The sequence below is a fragment of the Algoriphagus aquimarinus genome (genome assembly GCF_900112005.1).
GTDB lineage: Bacteria > Bacteroidota > Bacteroidia > Cytophagales > Cyclobacteriaceae > Algoriphagus > Algoriphagus aquimarinus.
Genome location: NZ_FOKK01000005.1, coordinates 282,297 through 303,057 on the forward strand (window position 1 = coordinate 282,297; position 20,761 = coordinate 303,057).

The window sequence follows — 20,761 nt, forward strand, 5'->3', positions numbered from 1 at the left end:
GCAACTTATAAAACTCTTATTTTGGAAATTCAGGAATTCAGGAAGGTTTACAAAAACCTTGATCAACTTATATTGATTCTATTAGTACTGGTATTACCCATTTTTGGGATGATTTACTTGTATCAATCTTCCGGGAAATTAACTTGGAACCTCCCAGAATTGCCATCCTTGGTAGGGCAAATTTTGTCTAGTGCTGGAATTGGCCTTCTAGTAGTTCAATACTTGCTTTTTCGCAAGAAAGTGAAGGCTGTTTTTTTGACGGAGGATTTGCTAGTAAAGCTTAAAATCTATGCGAATGCTACGCGTGAACGGTATTTGATCCTCTTCGTGGTTGCGTTGATTTGCTCAGTTGGTTTGCTTTTTTTCGGCTCAGCGATTTACAATTTTATTTTTGCAGGCGCACTTTTCTTCTTTTCTATAGCAAAGCCGACTCCTGATCGGATTAAAACTTTGTTTAAACTTTCTAAGGAAGATGCTGAAATAATCAGATTAGCCTCGAGACCAGATTGATTGTGGAAGTTTCAGCAGCATTAATTCTTTGCCTTACTAAGCATGAATTGCTGGAAAGGATTTCTTTTCCATATAACGAAAAACGCCAGCTTGATATGAGCCGGCGTTTTTCAATTTTATGATTCTTCTGTAGAAGCAGGTGATTCTTTGTCCTCTTCTGCAGGTGGAGCGACGTTCTCTCGAATACGCTCACTTGGCTTGTAAGGAACAAACCCTTCTCTTTTGAATTTGTAGGTAGTAGTTCTTGGACCTGTTGGGTGATTAGCCAAGTCCAGCATACCAAAACCTTTGTGAGTAAATGCCCCCAAACCACATTTGAATACGAAGTCCTGAACCTCAGGTGCAGCGTATAATGTGATTGGTAGCGTATAGCCTCTCACTTCGTATTTCACATCCATGTCGTAAACGGCATAGATTCTTGCAAATTTCTTCTGTGCTTCCTTAAGCTTATTTACATAAACCATGTCTGGAACCACTTGGAACTTGTAGAATGTTTCCATTTGCTCAGGTGTATACCAGCCTGAACGCTCCATTCGAGTAAGCGTAGATTCATATAGTAGATCGGAGAACTCATCGCTATCCGGGCTAATAAAACGCTTTCCAGCTTCCTCATTAAATGCAGGAGTGATCAATACCAATGGGGAGATACAAACAAACTTGTTTGAAGTCTCCAAAACTGGTTCTACTTCGATTTCAGTGTATTCTGGAACCATTATTAAATTGCCAAGCTCGATTTTTGGGGTGGCAAAAACCTGCTCTAACAGATAGTCCATGAAGTCTTCACTTTGGGAAGACAACACTAGGGTTACCAAACTGGAATAGTAATGCAATCCACTTCTACTAACTTTAGTCTGGCCCTTCAAGCCAGAAAAATTGAAATAGTTGTAGTTGTAAAACTCTTCTCTTCCACCTTTCACAATTAATCCTTTAAGGAATTGCGCCAGTATATACTGATGATGAAAAGGTAAATAGGAACCCTTGTTTTTTAGGGAAAATATTAGTCTAACTCTCACGGTAAATTAAAAATAAAATGAGACAATAAATAAGATAAAATTGTAACGCTTGGGGTGAATACGCACTTACAAAATTATCATTTTTTTTGAGAAATTGTTATACATTAAATCTAAAATGCATAATGTCACCATCCTGGACAATGTACTCTTTGCCTTCAATAGCAATTTTTCCATTTTCTCGGCACGCTGCTTCAGTTTTGAATTTCTGATATTCAGCTAGTTTTATTACTTCAGCTTTGATAAAACCTCTTTCAAAATCTGTGTGAATTACTCCTGCAGCGGCTGGTGCTTTCCAACCTTTTTTGATTGTCCAAGCTCTAACCTCCTGCACTCCAGCTGTGAAATAAGTAATCAAGTCTAATAAAGAATACGCACCACTGATCAATTTGTTCAATCCGCTTTCTTCCAGTCCGTATTCTCCAAGGAACATTTCCTTCTCTTCAGGATCTTCGAATTCTGCGATTTGTTCTTCGATAGCCGCGCACAGGATGATTACTTCAGCGTTTTCATCCTTCACTTCTTCTTTCAGCTTGTCTACGTGCTTGTTGCCAGTTTGCAAACTGTTTTCGTCCACATTGGCTACATAGATCACAGGCTTGATCGTCAATAAATGTAGGTCACGAACAGCCTCAAGCTCTTCCTTATCTACATCTACAGATCTAGCGTTTTTACCGTCTACCAGTGCTTGCTTGAATAGTAAAAGTGTTTCAAGCTCTTTCTTTGCTTTAGCATCTCCGGATTTGGCGATCTTCTCAGACTTCTGAATTTTCTTTTCCACAGACTCCAAATCTTTCAATTGAAGTTCAGTGTCAATTACTTCCTTGTCGAAAATCGGGTCTACACCACCAGCTACGTGGACGATGTTGTCATCGTCAAAGCACCTGATCACATGGATCACTGCATCTACCTCGCGGATATTTGCAAGAAATTTATTTCCAAGGCCCTCACCTTTGCTCGCACCTTTTACTAGTCCAGCGATATCCACAAATTCAATCACGGTCGGAAGAACACGATGAGGATTGACAAGCTCTTCAAGGATCTGAAGTCTCTTGTCGGGAACGGTAACTACACCCACATTAGGTTCTATAGTGCAAAAAGGAAAATTAGCTGCTTCAGCTTTCGCACTGGATAGGGCGTTAAACAGAGTGGATTTTCCTACGTTTGGAAGTCCTACAATGCCACATTGTAATGCCATTAATTCGTTATTTTATTTTAAATATTCTGTAAGATTTATACCCCTTGTAGAACTCCAAAATGAAAACTCTAAAGATGGTGTAAAGTGGTATTGCAAAAATCATCCCGACTACGCCTGCGATTTTTGCCCCGGCAAAGATAACAACAAATATTTCAAGGGGATGCGCTTTCACTGATTTAGAAAAAATCATAGGCTGAAGAAATATATTATCCGTGATCTGAACCAGCCCAAATACGGAAAGTATCTTGATGATAAGGTAATTTAATTCGCTGTTTGTCTCAAAACTACCTGATGAAATCCCGACTATGATACCGAAAGTGGCACCAAGTAAAGGGCCTGCATAAGGAATGAGGTTGGCTACAGCTGCAAAAAGCGCAATGGTCAGCGCATATTCTACCCCCATGACGGTGAGACCAAAACTTGCTAAAGAGAAGATAGCCAGCATTTGAAGTAAAAGCCCCGATAGATAATTAGAAAGTAGTTTTTCTACCTTAGTAAAGGTTGCTACTGATAGTTCAAAATAGGGGTTTGGGATTAGATTAAGAAGATTCCTTCTCAGAAGCCCATTTTCCAACAGCAAGAAAAAGCTAATAAAAGCAATAGCCATGGTGCCTATAAATAGGCTGCTTGTAGTGTTTATTACTCCGCCTATAAAGCTAGTGAAATCAAATCCTTTGATCATTTCGATCATGCTGGATTTCAAACTACCAAATAAATACCCAGGTTCTGTTTCCAGTAACTCATGTCTGAAAAGAAACCCTTCAACTCTAGTTACAGGTATTTGAATTTGCTCGTAGATTCCATTTAAATCCAATTCGCTTAATATAATAATCTGATTATTAATCAGCGGGAAAAACAGAAAGCTAAGTAATACCATCAAAAGCACGATCGCTGAATAGGAAAGCAGAATTGCGGACCATCGTGGAATATGCTGACCTAATAAGTGGAAGTCATTTAGTCGGTTAGTAAGTGGGCGTAGCAGTGCTGCTAGTATTAAAGAAATGACTAGGTAAAGCGTGATATTGGAAAAATACCAGCCGAAAAGCAGAAAAACTGCGGTGAATAAAATGAGATAAATGAAAAAACGCTGCATATTCTAAAATAAGAAAAGGAGACATTACTGTCTCCTCTAATATACTATTTCTCTATTTTGAAACTAGATATCTGATCAATCTAGCTGAATTATTCCCACTTCAATTCGTCATTATACTCTGACTCTGATTCTTCTTTTTCGTATTGTTCAAAATCAACATCCGGAAGAAGCTCATTTTTCACATGATCAACAGATTCGTTGAGTGCTTCCACAAATTTGAAGAAATCCTCCTTGTAAAGGAAGATTTTATGCTTTTCGTAGGTAAAGTTATCTCCGTTTACTTTTCTCTTACTTTCCGTTATGGTCAGGTAATAGTCATTTGAACGAGTTGATTTTACATCGAAAAAATACGTTCTCTTACCTGCTTTTACTTTCTTAGAGAAAATCTCCTCTCTGTCATAGCCTCTTTGATCGTCCACAATTCTAAATGTTATGAGTATAAGGTTGTTTAAAATACAACCCAAGATAAAACAATTAGCTTCGAGAATTCAAGTCCAAAGCCTAATTATTTTAGCAAAGCTGCCTTTATCAAAACCGTATAATAAGAAAATAGGTGTGAAAATAAAGATCCTGACTTATTAGGAAAGCTTACTCACCATGCATCATCGCCTTTTTGGCTAATAAAGCTTCTTCTGATTCACGGTGATCGGGATCATCCACACAGCAATCTACTGGACATACAGCCGCACATTGAGGCTCCTCATGAAAGCCGTTGCATTCGGTGCATTTATCGGTTACGATATAGTAGAATTCATCCGATACAGGATCTTGCTTCTCATTCCCATCTACGACTGTACCGTCTTCTAAAGTAACTTCATTCAAACTAGTACCGCCACCCCAAGTCCACTCAACTCCACCTTCGTAGATGGCAGTGTTTGGACATTCTGGTTCGCATGCACCGCAATTGATGCATTCGTCAGTAATCATTATAGCCATAACTTCAATTATTTAAAGATCAAAAGTAACAACCTTAAAACTGTGAGGCAATAAAAAAGTTGTCATACTAACTAATTTAATTCGATTCTAAGGATGCTTCTTTTCAAAAAAGCTAAATTTGCCTCAATAATTCAAAAACATGAAGCCAGCAGAACGTATTTCCGTATTTGTCAAACTTGGGAAAGCAATACAGGACTTAAATCCAGAAGAAAAAGATGAATTGCTCTGGAGAGCAGAGAACAATAATAATTGGTTCACCAAAGCTTCTGTAGAGTCCGCACTTGAAGGTATTTCAATAATGCTTTCCGAAGAGAAATTGGATGCTTGGCTTTCTATATATGAGTTGAAAGAAGTGGAAAATCCCCAATCCATAGGATTGATGATGGCAGGGAATATTCCTGCAGTGGGTTTTCATGATATGATGTGCGTTCTCTTGTCTGGTCATCAAGTTGTGATCAAATTGAGTTCTTCTGATGAGGTTGTGATGAAATGGCTCATCAAAAAGCTGATCGAAATAGACCCGAGGATGGAATCTCAGATTCGTGTAGCCGAAATGTTGAAAGGAATGGACGCCTATATTGCTACAGGCAGTGATAATTCTTCTCGCTATTTCAATTATTATTTCGGTAAATATCCGCACGTCATTCGTCAAAATAGAACTTCAGTAGCGGTATTGACTGGAGAGGAGAGTACTGAGGATTATATCAATCTTGGTAAAGATATCTTCCAATATTATGGACTGGGTTGTAGAAATGTCTCTAAGATTTATGTAAAATCTAAGAATCAACTGCAGGATTTGCTAGGAGCATTGGAGGTCTATTCACCTATAAGCTCTCATCACAAATACCATAATAATTACGATTACAATAAATCGATCTATCTGGTGAATTTAGAAGATCATCTAGATAACGGTTTTCTGCTTTTGAAAGAAAGTGAGGCCTTGGTATCTCCGATTTCCGTGCTTTTCTATGAAGTATATGAGAGCATAGAGTTGTTGAACGAAAAGCTGCAGGAGCTTGAGCCAAAGATTCAATGTGTAGTGGGGAATGGAGATGAAAAAGTGCCATTTGGAACAGCTCAAAATCCTGAGCCTTGGGAATATGCTGATGGCGTAGATACAATGGCCTTTCTGCTTGAGCTTTCCTAAGGATTATTCCTCAGGGCTACTGCAGGTAATTTGATACAGAATTTGCTCCCCTTTCCTTCTTCGGAGGTCACCTCCAGTTGGCCATTGTTTTTGTGTATATATTCTTTCACTAATATTAACCCTAAGCCAGTTCCTGATTCATTGTTTTGGCCAGTCGTGGTAAAGGATATCCCACTTTTGATTTTTTTGAGGCTTAAGTCAGACATTCCTTTGCCTCTATCTTCTATGCAAATGATTACCAAGCCAAGCTCATCATGAGTTGAAATTTTGATTTTACTTCCTCGTTCAGAGAATTTTATAGCGTTGTTGATAAGATTCCTCACGACTAGTTCAACCATGTTTTTATCAGCCATTGCGGTAGATTTGGCTTGAGGATCTATCAAAATTTCAATTTTCTTTTCGCTGGCTATTCTTTCTAAAATACTCTTTTGTTGAATTAATGTGTTGTGGATATCAAATTCTTGTATCTGTACTACTTCTCCACCTTTTAGCTGAGAACTAGACCATGCCAATAGGTTTTCAAGTAACAATGCCACTTGCTCCATATTTCTAGAGACCTCAGGAAGCATTTCCATAAATTCTTCCTGTGACACTAGTCCAGAATTGGTCATGTGTATCAGTTCCTTGACGCCGAATATTGGGCCTTTCAGATCATGAGAAATTATGCTGAAGTATTTGTCTTTGAGGTCGTTTAGTTGTTGGAGTTCGAGGGCTTGGGTTTCCAGTTTCTCGGTTATAGTTTTTTGCTCAGTGATGTCGTCAAATAGTAAGACTAATCCATTATTAGCTGATTTTCGTCCCACCAATGGTATTGCTTCAATTTGAAAGATTTTTATTTTCTCCTGTAATTGGAATTTACTCTCAATTATGTTTGCCTTTCCTATGGAGATGAGCTCAAGAATATCTACCCTTGATTTGAAAATTATTTCTGCTTTGACGGTGACTTTAACTTCTCTGGAACTATTAGCGAAATCCAAAAAAGCTGGGTTAAAGTCTACTATTTTTGTTTCTGAATCAAGTACCAAGACACCTTTGGTGATTGCCTCCATGATCTTATTTCGAGCAATAGGTTTGATATTAAAAAGCTGATAATTAAGAATAGCAAAGCCGATGATGAGGTAAGAAAGTAAAAATGCGAATGGTGTTAAATCAATAACTTGAAATGGTCTGAAAATATGTGATTGGTAGAAAATATTGAAGATCAAGGGGAATAGTCCCGCCAATAGCATCAGCCTAGTCTGAGTTTTGAATAGCTGATCAGAGAATCGGAATCTCTTCCAGATGATCAGGTTGCCACATGCAAAAGCAAAGTAGATATAGGCCATGTTGATATAATACCATGGTCCTGTTTCGATTTTTGCAGTAGGGAATGGGCCTAGATTAACCACCTCAAAGGAGGTGTAAAACACATCATGCTGCTCATTTGTCAAGACGATCAAATAGGTCAGGATGGGTATAAAGAGGATAAGAGAAATAAGGAGCCCATAGTTTTTGGATTTATAGCTAGTGTACTTTAAGCTAAATATTATCCAGAATGCTCCGATGAAGGCTATTCCTAAGTATTGAAGTTTGACGAATACCATCATCGTTTCTTTCGCAGAGACGCTGAGTTCTAAGCCATAGAAAAATCCCCAAATACTAGCACATAGCATCGTAATTGCAATCCATCGAATAGGACCTTCTACTTTGAAAATGATGTATAGGGAAAGCGCTCCAACCAGTAATCCAGAGAGCAAAAGTGTAATAGAAAATGGATTGAGTACGAACTCCATTTAAGTTTGTGGGCTGATGATTTGAGGCTTTTGAAACAAAGAAGTCTAATCAGGCTATAATTATAGCAGATATCTCAGACCTAAAAAAGTAAATGTTTTTAAGCGACTAGAAAAAGTGTGCTTTTTTAGAGTTTTGGTACAAAATATCAATGTAGTAAAGAACAATTGATGTGTGAATAGAAGGGAGAATATCCAGCTATCCTTATCTATTGATTCAAATGCTAGACACGCGTTTACGGAAGTCTCAGGTTAGCAGATAAAGGTAAAATGGTTTTAAATAAGGAAAAGGCACCTTTGTTGTCTGGATTTGGTTACTGATTATTAACCTATAGTTCTATATTTGCACACGAAAATACCGAACATTTTACCATAAAATTCCCTATACAATGGCTTTTGATATTGAAATGATCAAGAAAGTGTATGCCAGATACCCTGAGCGTATCGAAGCAGCCCGCAAGGCTGTGGGACGTCCACTTACTTTGACAGAAAAGATTCTTTACGCTCACTTGAGCGAAGGTGCCGCTTCACAGGCATACGGCAGAGGTGTTTCTTACGTTGATTTTCAGCCAGATAGGGTTGCGATGCAAGATGCTACTGCTCAAATGGCTTTGCTACAGTTTATGCAAGCTGGTAAGAACCAAGTGGCAGTACCTTCTACTGTTCACTGTGATCACTTGATTCAGGCTGAAGTAGGAGCGGATCAGGATTTGATCAAAGCAAAAGATAAAAACAGAGAAGTTTATGATTTCTTAGCTTCTGTTTCTAATAAATATGGACTTGGCTTCTGGAAGCCAGGAGCAGGTATCATTCACCAGGTCGTGTTGGAAAACTATTCTTTCCCAGGCGGAATGATGATCGGTACCGATTCTCATACACCAAATGCTGGTGGACTTGGAATGGTAGCAATCGGAGTAGGTGGAGCTGATGCATGTGATGTAATGGCTGGCCTTCCTTGGGAACTGAAATTCCCTAAACTAATTGGTATCAAACTTACCGGAAAGCTTTCTGGCTGGACATCTGCAAAAGATGTAATCTTGAAAGTAGCTGGCATCCTAACTGTAAAAGGTGGCACAGGTGCAATTGTTGAATATTTCGGCGATGGCGCTAGATCTCTTTCAGCTACTGGAAAAGGCACTATCTGTAACATGGGAGCTGAAATCGGAGCAACTACTTCGATCTTTGGTTACGATGAGAAATCTGCAGCTTACTTGAGTTCTACAGAAAGAGCTGACGTGGCTGAATTAGCAAATGGAATCGCTGAGCACCTTACTGGTGATGATGAGGTTTATGCTAATCCTGCTACTTACTTCGATGAGGTAATTGAGATTAACCTTTCTGAATTGGAGCCACACGTGAATGGACCATTCACTCCAGATTTGGCTTGGCCTATTTCTAAATTCGCTGCTGCTGTGAAAGAAAACGGCTGGCCAGCAAAATTGGAAGTTGGTTTGATCGGATCTTGTACCAACTCTTCCTACGAAGATATCTCAAGAGCTGCTTCACTAGCACAGCAGGCAGTTGATAAAAAACTAGTAGCAAAATCTGAATATACAATCACTCCAGGATCTGAGCAGGTAAGATTCACTGTCGATAGAGACGGTTTCTTGGATACTTTTGGTCAAATGGGTGGTGTAGTTCTTGCAAACGCTTGTGGACCTTGTATCGGTCAGTGGGCTCGTCATGGAGCTGAGAAGCAAGAGAAAAACTCAATCATCACTTCTTTCAACAGAAACTTTGCGAAGCGTGCGGATGGTAATCCAAACACGCACTCGTTTGTAGCTTCTCCTGAGATCGTGACGGCATTGGCAATTGCGGGTGATTTGACTTTCAATCCTATGACGGATAGCCTAATCAACGAAGATGGCGTATCTGTGATGTTGGATGAGCCAAGTGGACTTGAGCTGCCTGCAAAAGGTTTTGCAGTAGAGGATGCTGGGTATCAGCAGCCAGCGGAAGATGGTTCTGGAGTTACTATTGTGGTAAGCCCTACATCTGATCGTCTACAATTGTTAGATTCATTTAAGGCTTGGGAAGGAACAGATCTGAAAGGTCTTAAACTTCTGATCAAGGCAAAAGGTAAGTGTACCACGGATCACATCTCTATGGCTGGACCATGGTTGAGATACAGAGGGCACTTGGATAATATCTCTAACAACATGCTTATAGGAGCTGTTAATTCTTACACAGATGCTACTAACTCAGTGAAGAATCAATTGACAGGTGCTTATGGTGAAGTTCCGGCTACACAACGTGATTATAAAGCTAATGGAGTAGGTTCTATCGTAGTTGGTGATGAGAATTATGGAGAAGGGTCTTCAAGAGAGCATGCTGCAATGGAGCCACGTTTCCTAGGAGTACGTGCTATCTTGGTGAAGTCTTTTGCTAGAATCCACGAAACTAACTTGAAGAAGCAGGGAATGCTTGGATTGACTTTCGCTAATCCTGCTGATTATGATTTGGTTCAGGAAAATGATTCAATTGATATCGTAGGCTTGACTACATTTGCTCCAGGTAAACAACTTCAAGTTGTGTTAAATCACGCAGATGGTACTTCGGATACTATACAAGTGAATCATACTTACAATGAAGGTCAAATAGAATGGTTTAAAGCTGGATCAGCACTTAATTTGATCAAAGCGAAAGCATAAGATATAAGAGTTTGAGTACAAGCCGTAGCGATTTCGTTACGGCTTTTTTTTGCCTAAAATTTATTTAGGAGTTAATTCAGTATTTTTTTTCCAGAGTTTGTCTTAGATGTAAATGACCCGTGTGGCATAATGGTTTTTAAATAAAACGATTCTATATACTTCACACTCCTTATTTTTTTAAGAGTACAACTATTTATGTTTTAAGTCAATAATCTTCTAAGCTCCTTATCGATTTTTTCTTCAAACAATTAAAAGGAAGCGGGACTTCTTAAGATTCTTTGTCTAGATTTTATTAATCGAGCAAAAAAAACTTTTGTTTAAGTTCAAAAATGCAAAATGTGGCTAAAGATTGAATGAGAGAGTAAAATTTAGCTTTCTTGATAAAGACTTAACAAAAAATATATAATAAGATCATCGATATTTATGAAAAAAAACTAGTCGTTTATTTTGATACACTATTGTTTTTTCTAGCTTTATGAGCAGTAAGCACTTAGAGTGATTTTTTTCATTTAAAAATGCTCGATGTGATTTCATTAAAAAATTAACATAAACCATTATTCAAGTTAGTATGGAGCAGTATTTACCAACAATTCCTCGAGAGAATGAGACGAATGTGCTTGGAACGAATTTCAAATTTTCATTAACCTCAAATTACCAGCTATGAGAAAAATTTTATCAATTGCTTTCGCTCTGGTCTTAATGTTGGGCTATACAGCCACGGCACAGACACAAAAGCGAGTTTTGAAGGGAGTTGTGACCTCTAAGGAGGATGGACTTCCAATGCCCGGCGTCACGGTTTTAGACAAGACAAACCAGACAGGTACCACTACGGATTTAGATGGTAAATATTCTATTTCGGTAGGATCCACTTCCGTATTGGTGTTTTCATTTATTGGATATGCGGCGCAAGAATACTTAGTAGGTAATCGATCTGAAATCAATCTTAGTTTAGCTGAAGATTCCAGCCAACTTGATGAGGTGGTGGTCACGGCCTTTGGTATGGAAAAAGCACAAAAGTCATTAGGTTATGCCAACAGTATAATTAAGGCAGACGAACTGGTAAAAACAGGCACATCGAATGTAGCTTCTGCTTTGTACGGTAAAGCTGCGGGTGTGAAAATTAACGCTGGTGCAGGCGGAGCAACATCCGCTGTTAACATCCAAATTCGTGGTATAAACTCTATCACGGGTAAAAGCCAGCCATTGATTGTATTAGATGGTGTTCCTATCCGAAATGAGGAAGTAACCAATAATAACTATTGGGGTGATCAACGATTGAGGGGTAATGGACTATTGGATATCAACCCTGCTGATGTTGAAAATATTTCAATTTTGAAAGGAGCTTCTGCTGCTGCACTGTATGGCTCTGAAGCTGTGAATGGTGTTGTTCTGATTACCACTAAGAAAGGTAAGGCAGGCAAAAAAGGTATGCAGGTAGATTTTAACACCAGTTACTCAGTAGATGAGATTGCATATTTACCTAGATATCAAAATGTAAGAGGTCCAGGTATGCCGTCACAAGTGCAGAATTTGGGCCAAGCTGAAGATGGATTTAACTATACGGCTGATGGAGTACGAACAGTGCCTAATACTACTACTAACTATGGACCTGTGTTCGACGGTAAGCCAATGTTAGCATGGGATGGTGTTGCTAGACCTTACGTAGCACAAGAAGATAATTATGCAGCCTTGTTTAACAATCCTGTTAGTTCTCAAGTGAACGTTTCTATCTCTAATGCAACTGATAAATCAGACTTCCGTCTTTCTTTGACTCGTCAGGACAATGAAGCGTTGAGTTTGAATTCTAAGAACAGTAAAAATATAATTAACCTTAATTCTGGTTATCAGGTAAGCAAAAGATTGAAGACTGACTTGATGATTAATTACATTAATCAAAACACTAAAAACCGTCCATATTCAATCGATCGTATGATCAATAACTTTGGTGGTATGATGACCCGTTTTGACAATGGAGCATGGTATTTAGATAAATATCAGACCAGTAGAGGTTATCGTTATGTGACAGGAAATGGACAGAGTTTGACTCCTGATGAGAATATTACAGGCAATGGTTTTAGAGGTGATATTGCAGATTATGTTTGGAGAGTTAACGAAAATCGATCTACAGAGCTTAGTAATCGTGTGATTGGTAGTTTGACTAACACATTCCAAATTACTGAAGAGTTGAATTTGAGAGCACGTGTATCTACTGACTTTACAAGTAGATATTCTGAAAACGAAAATTCGACGGAAAGACCACTTGCATTTGGCCCATCTGGATCTTTTGGTATGCAATCTGAATTGTTCAATATCCTTTACGGAGATTTGATGCTTAATTACAAAAAAGCAATCACTGACGAGATTACTGTTGGTGCCATGATTGGTTATACAGCTAGAACTGAAAGTTTCAGTAGCATAGGTAGAAGTACAAGTGGTGGTTTGAGTACGGAAAATCTTTTTGATGTCGTTGCTTCGACAAACCTTCCTAACAATAACTCCGGTCGTTCATACAGAACTATTGATGCATTTATTGGTACTGCAAACTTTGATTTCAAAAATACTTGGTTTGTAGAAGGTACAATTCGTAGAGATAGAGTTTCTACTATGAATCCTGATAATAATGCGTTTATATATCCTTCTGTCAATACAGCTCTTGCTATTTCAGACGCATTTGATTTGCCTGAATTTATTACTTTCTCGAAGTTAAGAGGCTCCTGGGGTATTGTGGGTAATTATCCTGATATCTATAGAGCGAACATTGCCTATTCTCAGAATACTTTGGGTGTGCAGCAGACTGGTGGAGCAAATGTGCTTTACACTACTTTGTCATCATCTTTTGGGAATGACGTCATCAAACCAGAGCAAAAACATGAGTTTGAATTTGGTTTAGATACAAGGTTCTTTAACAACAGATTTGGTATAGACATCTCTTATTATAATGCGCAGATCCGTGATCAGATCCTGCCATTGACCCTACCTTCTTCTTCAGGAGCTACATCTGTATTAACTAACATTGGTACACTAAGAAACGCAGGAGTTGAAATTCAGTTAACGGGTGACATCGTTGCAACACCAAATTTCAAGTGGAATGCTATTATTAACTTAGCTAGAAATGTAAACAAAGTAGAGCAGTTAGCTAACGGTGCTACTGAACTATTGCATGCCGATTATGACGGAAACGCTGCTCAACTTAGATCTGTAGTAGGGAGACCAATGGGTGATTTCTATGCTCGCCCTATTGCACTTGATGCAAATGGTGATAAAATTGTGCAGCCAAATGGTCTTTACAAAATTGATGACCAGAGCTGGATTCAAGTAGGAAATGCTATGCCTGATGCCACAGGTGGTATTATCAATAATGTTTCATTCAAGAACTTCAGTTTGTCTGCAGTGATGGATTTCCAGATCGGTGGTAGTGTAATGCCAACAGGTATCAATTGGATGATCAGTCGTGGTCTAACAGAGGAAAGTTTGAACTACATGGATGAAGCAAGTGGAGGATTGGCTTACTATAAAAATGCTGACGGACAAGGTGTAGGTGTATCTCATTCTACAGCTCAGGGACCTAATGGTGAGACAGTATATCACGATGGTATGGTGATGGATGGTGTAGTAGCTGATGGGTCTAACAATAACAACGTAATCTCTCAAGCTTACTACTACTGGAATACTTACAATTGGGGTGGACCTCAGTATAGCCAATCGAGATATGAATTGTATATCCAAGATAATGATTACATCAAAATGAGAGAATTGTCCTTGGCTTATGCTATACCTAATCACATCTCCTCTAAAATTGGAGCATCTAATGTGAATATCTCTGTATACGGTAGAAACTTGTTTTTCCTTTATAGAAATATCAAGGACCTAGATCCAGAAGTATTGACTGGTGGATCTAGATGGACTCAGACACTGACTAGTGCGGGTACAAACCCTGCTACCAGAACATATGGTGTGATGTTAAGAGCTAGATTCTAATTGTTGGTTAAGTTAAAAACATATGAACATGAATTTTAAGAAAATATTTATATACACCCTATTGATCAGCGGCTTAGCTAGCTGTACAATAGATGACTTTGCAGATGATTATTCTGATCCATCCAAACTCGCTACTACTACGGTAGGAAAGCAGTTTACTGGTATGATCATGTCTAACCGCCAATCTGTATTACCGTCTTATTGGGATTACTTTGTGATCAAAAGAATCACGTCTAACAGATTTACTCAATCTGTAGGATGGGTGAACATTGAAAACCAGTATGTTCCGGGTTCTGCTGCAGTAAATGACAGATGGAATAATTACTATAATTTCATGGCTCAATACAGAGAGCTACAGAAAGTATATGATGGGTTGACTGATGTCAAAAAGCAAGATAATCGTGTGTTTATGATTGCTGCTGCCACCTATTTCTACGATCATACACAGCAAGTAGTGGATTTACATGGTGATATTCCGTGGACTGAAGCAGGTATGCTTAGTACAAATGGTGGTGATTATTCTAAATCCTACGCGGGCTATGATAAAGCAAGTGATATCTACACTAAGATGTTGGATGATTTGGCTGGCTTTGCTACTGAAATAGGTTCATTGCAAATCAATGCTGCTACAGTAGTCGAATTTAAAACTCAGGATTTGATCAATAATGGAAGTATTGATATGTGGAAGAAATATATCAATTCCTTAAGATTGAAAATGCTTACTAGAGTAAGTGGAACGAGTGAATTCAGTGCTAGAGCTAAATCAGAAATTGCCTCTATTTTGTCTAACCCTTCGCAATTCCCTATTGTAGCAGATAATGCTAGTAATATCATGTGGGATATTTACTTTTTAGGTTCTGTAATCGGTACAAATGATTTCCGTAGCGGTTTAGAAGACTGGAATGGTAATATTGCTGGGAAAGCAATTTTGGATCACATGGTTGTTAATGAAGATCCTAGATTGACTTATGTGTTTCAAAAAGGCATCAATGCAAACGGAGCCTATTTAGGTCTTGATCCGTTGATGAATCCTACTGATCAAAATGAATTGGTATTGACTCAGACGTTGAGTGTTTACAATTTCTCAACTATCAGCAGAAACCAATATTTTCCAGGTATTCTTATTACTGCCCCTGAGGTTCACTTGATGGCAGCAGAGTTTTACTTAAAAGAAGGACAGGATGCTACGGCAAAAATGCACTTTGAGGAAGCTGTAAAGAAATCAATTGGTTTTTATCAGTACTTGAGAAGTATCAGTAATAATGCTGAATCAGGCGCGCCTGTTGTTCCAACTGAACAGTCAATCAGCAACTATTTGGCAATGGATGAAATTTCTTGGAGTGCTGCTTCTAGTATGGACGAAAAACTTTCGTTAATCGCCGATCAGAAATGGCTTCACTTCAATGTAATTCAGTCAAACGAAAACTGGCATGAATTGAGAAGACTTGGAAAAGTAGATTTGGAATTCTGGACAGACAACTCAAATCAGCAAAATCTTCCTCCGTCTAGGTGGATGTATCCAGGATCAGAGCAGACTTATAATATGGAGAATTATGTAAAAGTTCAGCCACAGGATAAGTTAACAAATACTCTTTTCTGGGATGTGAATTAATTATAGATTGGGTTACAATGACTAATAAAGGCCTCTCAAGTATTTGAGAGGCTTTTTTGGTTTTAATCTCGAGGAGCAATTGCTGATGTGCGCTTCTAGATATGACTAGTGTTTTTTTAGAGAAAAGTAGCCCTCGTTTTATGTTTTTAAGACCGATTATAGTGTAATACCTCTGACGCCAGTTGAATTCTTTTAAAGACTCTGAAAATTGATTTGTAAGTTTAAGACAGAATTAACATCACTAGCTCATTCAGCCTGTGATTTCCTGTTTTCACTTTAAGTTAGCATCAGTGCAGGTAGTTTGAAAGACGAGTTAAATTCTGAAATGAAGTTAAACCAAGGGTATAAGGATGCCGCAAGAGTATTCTCACAAGTAGAGCGAATTAAATTATGAAACTGATTGGAGTAGATATTGGAGGCTCGCATATTTCCGCAGCCCAGGTGGTTTTGGACAATCACCATGCAGAAATCGCCAATTTCCATGAAGCTGATGTCGATACCTATGGAAGTGTAGAGCGTATTATCTCTGACTGGTCTGAGGTGATCCAAAGAGCTAAGGGTGATCTGATCGATGTTAAAATTGGTATTGCTATGCCAGGACCTTACGATTACGAGAATGGAGTTTCTTTGATTAAGGATCAAGGGAAAATGGCGGCGCTCTACCAACTTTCAGTAAAGGATTTACTTGCTGAAAGTTTAGCTATTCCCGCATCTCAAATAGCCTTAACGAATGATGCTGAAGCTTTTTTGTCTGGCGAAAGCTATGCAGGTGCCGGGAAAGAATTTCAAAATTCGATAGGAATCACGTTGGGAACTGGGCTCGGTTCTGCGATCAAAGTACATGATGTGGTGAAAGATGCCAAGCTCTGGACTGCTCCTTTTAGAGATGGAATTGCCGAGGATTATATTGGTACAGGCTGGTTTAAAAATTATGCTCAGCAGAAATACAATCTTCAGATCTCAGGAGTAAAAGATCTTTTGGCCGAGGGGTTTGATCCTAAGGTTTCAAGCGAATTATTTACTGTATTTGGAAGGGCATTGGGTGAATTTCTTTTCCCGTACTTGATCCGCCTACATACTGAGGGCGTTATTTTGGGAGGGAAAATAAGTTTAGCCGGAGATTATTATCTACCGGCTACTAAGTCTTATTTGGAAACTATGGGGTGTCCTGTTTCTATTAACGTCTCTGAACTTGGTGAGGAATCAGCTTTGATAGGGGCCTGTATGCCTTTTTTGGACAGTTGACCAGCCCATTATCCTTATTTCCGTTGTCTGATAGCTTCGTAAATCGCTACCCCTGCTGAAACGGAAACATTTAAACTTTCAATTCTACCAGCCATTGGGATTTTGACTTTTTCGTCTACGATTCCCATCAGTTCGGTAGAAATACCATCTTCTTCAGAACCCATTACCATTGCTACCGGCACAGAAAAATCAACATCATACATAGTCTTTTCTGTCTTCTCAGTAATGGCTACTAATACCAAACCGGATTTCTGAAGATCTCTGCAGGTGTAAAAAAGATTTCTAACTCGCACTACTGGAAGGAAATTCAACGCTCCTACAGAAGTTTTAATTGCGTCAGAGTTGATCTGAGCACTTCCTTTTTCAGGAATTACGATCGCGTCCACACCTGCACATTCTGCTGTTCTGGCGATAGCGCCAAAGTTTCTAACATCCGTGATTCTATCGAGAATCAAGATCAAAGGAGATTTGCCGACATTAAAGCAGCTTTCGATCACGTGATCCAAAGAAGCGTACTCTATGGAAGACATCTGAGCTACAACGCCCTGATGATTTTTACGTGTGATTCTGTTGAGTTTCGCATCAGGAACACGTACAACAGGGATTTTTTCCGCTTTACAAAGCTGCAATAGCTCTTTGATCAAGTCATTGTTGATTTCTTTCTGAACCAACACCTTGTCAATGTCTTTGCCAGCATGGATTGACTCCATTACTGCTCTTGTACCAAAAATAAAATCTTTCTCGTGTTCGCCTTTTTCAATCAAAAAGCCATCTTTCCGCTTCTCCATATGGATATGTTTTTGAACCAAACCGGCTGATAGGCACGTGAGCGATTCAATGTGTAATAGTTTGGGCTAAGTATGTTTTTAACCCTGGCAAAGGTAAAGCGAATTCTTGAACTCTCGTTAGTTCCTCCATAACTCCACACTTCTCTGTCCAAATAAAAGTTAACTTCCTCAGGAGGGCCCATGACGATATAGACCATGCCTTTGTCAGTTTTCCAGCCTTCTTTGAAGTCAGTGAAAAGAATATTAGCGAATTCTACCTGACGGAAATACTCACGTATCAACTCTTTTGCTGTGTCTTCATTTCTTGTTAATCCTATCCAATAAGCATCTAGAGCCTGCTTTTTGTCTTCAGCAGCCAGAAGTGTTTCATGTTCTTTTCTAGTAGAAATATAGGTAACCATGTCCACCATCTCATCCCAATCTTTCACTTTTGGGAAAGCTTCATGAGTTGTTTTCAGTACAAAACCAGCCATGGCAGCCGTGTCACTTTGAATGAAATAGTAGCCAATCTCATCAAAAGACTTAGGGATATTGGATAGAAAATCACCTTGATCTATTACTTGTAGTTCTTTTGGGACTGGGGCTGGCTTGATTTCCATAGGAGGATAAGGGACCTCTAGGCTGGTCGGATAGTAAAATCCATGAAGATTTGGGCCTCCATTGGACTTAAATAATAAGGATTCTCCGACGTTCAGGTAGTTCTGGTCGAAGCCAACATTATTGGCATAATAAGCGCCAAAGTTCGCTTGATCGAAGACGAAGCTACTTTTGATGTCAGTAGAGTAGTGATATTCATCTCCTTGTCTGGTATCCAAAGCTGTCAATAAAGCGATAGAAGTACTTTTGGCAGCAGGCACGTCAATGGATTTCTCAAATACCCAATGCCTATCTGTATCATACTTCAAGTCATCTGACGTCAAAATGTGAGTGTTATCCGAAAGAATTTCTTCATTATAGCTATCCAAAATGGAATAAGTGAAGCTAAAAGAATTGAATTCTGGATTTTCTTCAATTTTTTCTACTTGGAATTGCAGCTTAAAACTGGTCTCAGATTCTTTGATCGGAATGATCTTTAGCGAAAGCCTAGAGTATCTAGAGTACCGAAGTGTCTGATTTAGACTGCTTAAGGTTTTCTGAGCTAGGGTTGGTATAGTACTTCCTGCAAAGAGGATCAAAAAAATCAGGAGTCGGCTTGTTTTACAGTTCATCGGGTGTTGATCTCGGGTTTTCAAAATTAACCTTACTTTTGCCAAAATAGTAAATTTTTGTATGGCTACCTATACAACGGAAATCGCCTCTGACAAGTTGGTCAGTGACAATCCTATTCATCAACGCTTACTGAAAGCATACATTGCTGCTCAGCCTTGGATTTCTGGCAAATTGCTTGAAGTTGGCTGTGGCGAAGGCCGTGGTGTGGAAACACTTTTGCCTTTGGCAGAAAGCTATCTTGGTTTGGATAAAATCCAGGAAGTAATCGACGAGTTGAAAGTTAAATTCCCAAAAGTTGAGTTTCAGCAAGCTGTAATTCCTCCATTTAAAGGAATAGCGGACAATTCTTTTGATACCATTGTGAGCTTTCAGGTCATAGAGCACATTCCTAATGACCGATTATTTTTGGAGGAAATCTACCGTGTGTTGAAACCGGGAGGTAAAGCTGTGATCTCTACGCCTAATATCAACCATACACTTTCGCGTAATCCTTGGCATGAGCGTGAATATACTCCTCAGCAATTGATTGATTTGTGTGCATCCATTTTTGACTCGGTGGAGGCCAAAGGAGTAGGGGGGAATGAAAAAATCTGGGCATACCATGAGGCGAACCGAAAGTCTGTGCAGAAAATCATGCGCTTTGATATTTTTGATTTGCAACACAAACTGCCAGCATCCATTCTGAGAATGCCCTATGAGATTCTCAACCGCAGGAATAGAAACAAACTTCATCAGCAGCAGGGAAAAAGCGTGGTAGATATCACCCATGAAGATTACCCAATTGTGGATGATCCTGCTAAAGGGCTGGATTTGTTTTATGTTCTGCGAAAAAAGTAAAGGTCAAGTAGGAGATTGGATACTTTTACTCAAAAAAAGCAGCCTTAATTCCTGAAATGATCATGTTGGTACCGATGATGGCGATGATCAAACCCATGATCTTTCCGATCACTACGATTAAGTTTTTCCCTAATCGTTTTACGATTTTATCCCCTAATTCAAATGCTATGTGAGTGAGCAGGCACATCACGGCAAACACAGCGATAACAATTAGAATATTAATGTAATTGCCTTTAGAGGCAAAGTTCATCGCAGTCACGATGGTGCCCGGACCTGCAAGGATCGGAATTGCTAAAGGTGAAATCGCAATATTCTCCTCGGTAACAGGGTCTTTGATATGCTTGACACTTGATTTTTTGGACTGAAGCATCTCGAAACCCACGTAGAAAATCAGAATACCACCTGTGATTTTGAAGGCAGGAATGGTGATTCCGAAGATTTCAAAAATGAATTTTCCGAGTACTACAAATACAACAACGATCACAAATGCTGTAAGCGTAGCTCTTTTACTTATGCTTCTTTTGGTTGCCTTGTCTAGGTCATCTGTTAACGATGCAAAAATAGGCACATTGGCGATCGGGTTCATGATCGCGAAAAAGCCTGTAAAAACGGATAGTGTGAAAGCAAGGACGTTATCCATGAATAAACTTAGTTCTTGATTTGATAAGATTTGCGAAGGTATCAAAAACTTCTGCCTGAAGGAAACGAACTACGGCTTTATCACTTTTCACAGACTTGAAGAATATACGCTGTTTGTCGTATGGTGAGAGGTAGGGGA

Annotated in this window: 16 protein-coding genes; 7 read left to right on the forward strand and 9 right to left on the reverse strand. The window is 39.0% G+C overall.

All coding sequences use genetic code 11. From position 1 onward, the window contains the following. The first annotated feature begins 21 nt into the window (after window positions 1-21). Window positions 22-510, forward strand: a complete 489-nt coding sequence (locus BM291_RS08840) for a hypothetical protein (protein WP_092896390.1) — start codon at window positions 22-24, stop codon at window positions 508-510. A gap of 116 nt (window positions 511-626) precedes the next feature. Here BM291_RS08840 and cas6 read toward each other — a convergent pair whose 3' ends face one another. The 5 genes from cas6 to BM291_RS08865 all read right to left on the reverse strand — a co-directional run bounded on the left by cas6 (window position 627) and on the right by BM291_RS08865 (window position 4,747). Beyond that, on the reverse strand, window positions 627-1,523 hold the full coding sequence (cas6, locus tag BM291_RS08845) for a CRISPR-associated endoribonuclease Cas6 (RefSeq protein ID WP_092896392.1): 897 nt from the start codon (window positions 1,521-1,523) through the stop codon (window positions 627-629). Window positions 1,524-1,620: 97 nt separating this feature from the next. Continuing rightward, on the reverse strand, window positions 1,621-2,718 hold the full coding sequence (ychF, locus tag BM291_RS08850; RefSeq protein ID WP_092896394.1) for a redox-regulated ATPase YchF: 1,098 nt from the start codon (window positions 2,716-2,718) through the stop codon (window positions 1,621-1,623). Window positions 2,719-2,725: 7 nt separating this feature from the next. Then, window positions 2,726-3,811, reverse strand: coding sequence for an AI-2E family transporter (locus BM291_RS08855; protein WP_092896396.1), 1,086 nt, complete (start codon window positions 3,809-3,811; stop codon window positions 2,726-2,728). A gap of 89 nt (window positions 3,812-3,900) precedes the next feature. After that, entirely contained in the window at window positions 3,901-4,230 is a 330-nt protein-coding gene (locus BM291_RS08860; RefSeq protein WP_092896398.1) for a DUF3276 family protein, read from the reverse strand. A gap of 169 nt (window positions 4,231-4,399) precedes the next feature. Beyond that, window positions 4,400-4,747, reverse strand: a complete 348-nt coding sequence (locus BM291_RS08865) for a 4Fe-4S binding protein (protein WP_092896400.1) — start codon at window positions 4,745-4,747, stop codon at window positions 4,400-4,402. A 139-nt stretch (window positions 4,748-4,886) separates the two neighbouring features. Between BM291_RS08865 and BM291_RS08870 the strand changes: the two genes are divergently transcribed. Further along, a complete protein-coding gene (locus BM291_RS08870; protein ID WP_092896402.1) occupies window positions 4,887-5,894 on the forward strand; it encodes an acyl-CoA reductase in 1,008 nt (335 codons plus the stop codon). On the opposite strand, the gene BM291_RS08875 is transcribed toward BM291_RS08870, so the two are convergent. Then, window positions 5,891-7,666, reverse strand: a complete 1,776-nt coding sequence (locus BM291_RS08875) for a sensor histidine kinase (protein WP_092896404.1) — start codon at window positions 7,664-7,666, stop codon at window positions 5,891-5,893. The genes BM291_RS08870 and BM291_RS08875 overlap by 4 nt on opposite strands. A gap of 386 nt (window positions 7,667-8,052) precedes the next feature. Here BM291_RS08875 and BM291_RS08880 point away from each other — a divergent pair, with 386 nt between their 5' ends. From BM291_RS08880 to BM291_RS08895, 4 genes are all read left to right on the forward strand, one after another. After that, window positions 8,053-10,314 carry an aconitate hydratase gene (locus BM291_RS08880; protein ID WP_092896406.1) on the forward strand — a complete coding sequence of 754 codons (2,262 nt, stop codon included), beginning with the start codon at window positions 8,053-8,055 and terminating at the stop codon, window positions 10,312-10,314. Window positions 10,315-10,974: 660 nt separating this feature from the next. After that, window positions 10,975-14,292 carry a SusC/RagA family TonB-linked outer membrane protein gene (locus tag BM291_RS08885; protein ID WP_092896408.1) on the forward strand — a complete coding sequence of 1,106 codons (3,318 nt, stop codon included), beginning with the start codon at window positions 10,975-10,977 and terminating at the stop codon, window positions 14,290-14,292. Window positions 14,293-14,320: 28 nt separating this feature from the next. Continuing rightward, on the forward strand, window positions 14,321-15,904 hold the full coding sequence (locus BM291_RS08890) for a SusD/RagB family nutrient-binding outer membrane lipoprotein (protein ID WP_245786813.1): 1,584 nt from the start codon (window positions 14,321-14,323) through the stop codon (window positions 15,902-15,904). 390 nt (window positions 15,905-16,294) lie between these two features. Further along, window positions 16,295-17,149 (forward strand): ROK family protein, encoded by an 855-nt coding sequence (locus BM291_RS08895; RefSeq protein ID WP_092896412.1) that lies wholly within the window; start codon window positions 16,295-16,297, stop codon window positions 17,147-17,149. Between the two features lie 14 nt (window positions 17,150-17,163). On the opposite strand, the gene rlmB is transcribed toward BM291_RS08895, so the two are convergent. Together rlmB and BM291_RS08905 are read right to left on the reverse strand one after the other, a co-directional pair. After that, window positions 17,164-17,937, reverse strand: a complete 774-nt coding sequence (gene rlmB / locus BM291_RS08900) for a 23S rRNA (guanosine(2251)-2'-O)-methyltransferase RlmB (protein WP_092896414.1) — start codon at window positions 17,935-17,937, stop codon at window positions 17,164-17,166. Beyond that, complete coding sequence (locus BM291_RS08905; RefSeq protein WP_092896416.1) at window positions 17,910-19,145, reverse strand: GWxTD domain-containing protein; 1,236 nt, start codon at window positions 19,143-19,145, stop codon at window positions 17,910-17,912. Before BM291_RS08905 ends, rlmB begins: the two co-directional genes overlap by 28 nt. 61 nt (window positions 19,146-19,206) lie before the next feature. Here BM291_RS08905 and BM291_RS08910 point away from each other — a divergent pair, with 61 nt between their 5' ends. Then, window positions 19,207-19,983, forward strand: a complete 777-nt coding sequence (locus BM291_RS08910; protein ID WP_092896418.1) for a class I SAM-dependent methyltransferase — start codon at window positions 19,207-19,209, stop codon at window positions 19,981-19,983. Window positions 19,984-20,008: 25 nt separating this feature from the next. On the opposite strand, the gene BM291_RS08915 is transcribed toward BM291_RS08910, so the two are convergent. After that, the gene (locus BM291_RS08915; protein ID WP_092896420.1) at window positions 20,009-20,623 is read right to left on the reverse strand and encodes a MarC family protein; all 615 of its coding nucleotides are present in this window, start codon (window positions 20,621-20,623) and stop codon (window positions 20,009-20,011) included. Between the last annotated feature and the right edge of the window lie 138 nt (window positions 20,624-20,761).

Excerpts from the sequence above, each read along its gene's own strand:
- BM291_RS08890 (WP_245786813.1), top strand. The coding sequence starts at position 14,321 with ATGAATTTTAAGAAAATATTTATATACACCCTATTGATCAGCGGCTTA.
- BM291_RS08870 (WP_092896402.1), top strand. The coding sequence starts at position 4,887 with ATGAAGCCAGCAGAACGTATTTCCGTATTTGTCAAACTTGGGAAAGCA.
- BM291_RS08905 (WP_092896416.1), bottom strand. The coding sequence starts at position 19,145 with ATGAACTGTAAAACAAGCCGACTCCTGATTTTTTTGATCCTCTTTGCA.
- BM291_RS08880 (WP_092896406.1), top strand. The coding sequence starts at position 8,053 with ATGGCTTTTGATATTGAAATGATCAAGAAAGTGTATGCCAGATACCCT.
- rlmB (WP_092896414.1), bottom strand. The coding sequence starts at position 17,937 with ATGGAGAAGCGGAAAGATGGCTTTTTGATTGAAAAAGGCGAACACGAG.
- BM291_RS08910 (WP_092896418.1), top strand. The coding sequence starts at position 19,207 with ATGGCTACCTATACAACGGAAATCGCCTCTGACAAGTTGGTCAGTGAC.
- BM291_RS08915 (WP_092896420.1), bottom strand. The coding sequence starts at position 20,623 with ATGGATAACGTCCTTGCTTTCACACTATCCGTTTTTACAGGCTTTTTC.
- BM291_RS08875 (WP_092896404.1), bottom strand. The coding sequence starts at position 7,666 with ATGGAGTTCGTACTCAATCCATTTTCTATTACACTTTTGCTCTCTGGA.
- BM291_RS08895 (WP_092896412.1), top strand. The coding sequence starts at position 16,295 with ATGAAACTGATTGGAGTAGATATTGGAGGCTCGCATATTTCCGCAGCC.
- ychF (WP_092896394.1), bottom strand. The coding sequence starts at position 2,718 with ATGGCATTACAATGTGGCATTGTAGGACTTCCAAACGTAGGAAAATCC.
- BM291_RS08865 (WP_092896400.1), bottom strand. The coding sequence starts at position 4,747 with ATGGCTATAATGATTACTGACGAATGCATCAATTGCGGTGCATGCGAA.
- BM291_RS08885 (WP_092896408.1), top strand. The coding sequence starts at position 10,975 with ATGAGAAAAATTTTATCAATTGCTTTCGCTCTGGTCTTAATGTTGGGC.
- BM291_RS08855 (WP_092896396.1), bottom strand. The coding sequence starts at position 3,811 with ATGCAGCGTTTTTTCATTTATCTCATTTTATTCACCGCAGTTTTTCTG.